General features: G+C 69.6%; 1 pseudogene. It reads right to left on the reverse strand.

Annotated elements, in window-relative coordinates:
• Positions 1 to 1,890: 1,890 nt before the first annotated feature.
• A pseudogene (locus tag DD1DGNOD_RS23930) lies at positions 1,891 to 2,084 on the reverse strand (adenylate cyclase); the annotation flags it as partial.

Here is a 2,084-nt window from a genome sequence, read left to right on the forward strand (position 1 = left end):
CTATGGTGCTGTGCGCGAGTTCCCCACCCAGCTCCCGCTGGATGTCGCCGGTGCTCACCGGTGCGCGCGCCGCCCAGACAACCGCGAGGACCGCAGCCTCCAACTGACCGGGCTGGCGCCGGGCTGCCGGACCATCGGCAGCTGGCGGCTGGTGCTCGCCGCCATCTCGTGAGGCGTCATCTAGTGGGGTGTCATCCTGTGAGGCGTCGCCTCGCGGAGCGTCGCCTCGTGGGGCGGGTTCAGGGCCCAGAGTAGTCAACACGGACCGTCCTTGGATGCGTGAAGGGCGTGTCGGCGGCATGATCCGCCGAAGTGACAGTGGCGGGCGCGAGTGGCCGGTGTGTCGGTCGCGACAGGCACGCACCGATGCGCCACACCGCGCGGCTCGGAGGCATCGAGGGAAACCGCCGGCGTTGGAAACCGCCGGCGTTGAGGAGCCTGCCGGCGCGTGGCATACGGACAGTGAGCTGGCAGACGGACGCGAGCAGCAGGCGCGGCCGTGGACGGCGGCATCATCCGGTCGTCGGATCAGCCTCCTCGACGGAAGACGACGTCGACGGATCAACGTGCCGGCGGCGGCTGTGCCGGCCCCGAGCACCCGAAAAACGATCTGCTTTGTCGGGTGTGGTGCCGCCGGCCCCCGCCGTGACGGCCACACCGCCACGGGCCGGGCTAGCGGGGCAGGCGACCGCCGGACCCGGCCAACGCTCATCTCACGGCCGGTGGATGGCTCCCGGCGGGCCCCGGCGGGCCATCGCATACCTGAGAGTCCCGGCCGCTGAAGACGCCACGGAGGAACCGCGTGGCTGGGCCAGGCGCACACCGTGGCCGGCAGAGACGCTCCGGCCGGGCAGCGCCGCCGGGAGCAGGACCGACAGCACGGCGTGAACGATGCGGGTGACGAGCGCTCGGGCACGACCGGCAGCAGCGGCGCACAGCACGCCGGCCCGCCGTCCGGGCCGCCTGGCCGTGGCCGACACCCGCGAAAGCGCGGCCGGGCCATCTGCCCGGGCACAGCTTTGCACCATGTGCCGTGGCCCACCCGTCTGTAGTCGGTTGCATCGCCCGGGTAGCCGGGTCATATGTGGTCGTGTGACATATGTAGTCGCCCGTGGTCGCCCGCGTCATCCGCGGGAAAATCTGGTGGAGAACCTCACGCCTCGCTGGTACGCCACGTCACCATTCCGGCCGGAATCCATGGTTACGTCGACAAATGATTACCAGGCGCGAGCATCCTGCCACCCGGAAAAGATTTTATCCGCGAGCGGCGGGACCGGGTGCGCCGAACCGGCCGGAAACCTTTGTGGCCGCCCCCTCAGTATGAACCTGGCGTATTCACGCTGGCGCGGATCGCACACGGCCGCCCCGGCCGCGCCACCGCCAGGCCGCCGCGATCACCCGACCTCGCCCCGGCCAGATAGCAGTGATCGTGCGCCACCGGGCTCACACCGCCGCGGTCGCCAGAGGCCCACAGCCCGACGCGGACCGTGCGGCGGGAGGCCAAACCGCATCCGGACACCCAGCCAACAGGAGATGAACTCTCCTCTATCAACGGATAAGCAACAAGTCGCGAAAGGGTCTAATGCAGGACAACTGGTACCACATGACTGGCACCGAACGACTGGCACCGGGCTACCGACACCGGGCTACCGGCACCGGCCGGCTGGTACCGGACGACTAGTACCGGACGGCTGGCGCCGCCCGACTGGCACTATTCGACTGGTATCGGCCGACTGGGACCGTTTCGACCGGCCGGGGTCCCGGTGCCGTCGCGGTCCGGGCCACGACGTCCGCCAGGGGCGGCGGCGGCATGCGGGCGACGACGCGCACCAGGGACCGCCTGGGCGTGGACCACCCGGACAGCAGATCCGAAAAAGCACTCAGGGGATCTCAGGCGGCACGCAACTGGGCGGTCCGCACCAGCGCGTCACATGTTTCCTCGGTACGCGTCACATCAACTCCCAGGGATGCCACAAAGGCATTCAACGTCTCCTGTACGGTGACCGCCGACTCGTGCGCGGGCACCGGGCAGTCGAGCTCCAGGAACATACCCAGTCCGTCGAGTTCGTCCACATAGAGCGACA

The sequence above is a fragment of the Candidatus Protofrankia californiensis genome (assembly GCF_900634765.1).
Taxonomy (GTDB): domain Bacteria; phylum Actinomycetota; class Actinomycetes; order Frankiales; family Frankiaceae; genus Protofrankia; species Protofrankia californiensis.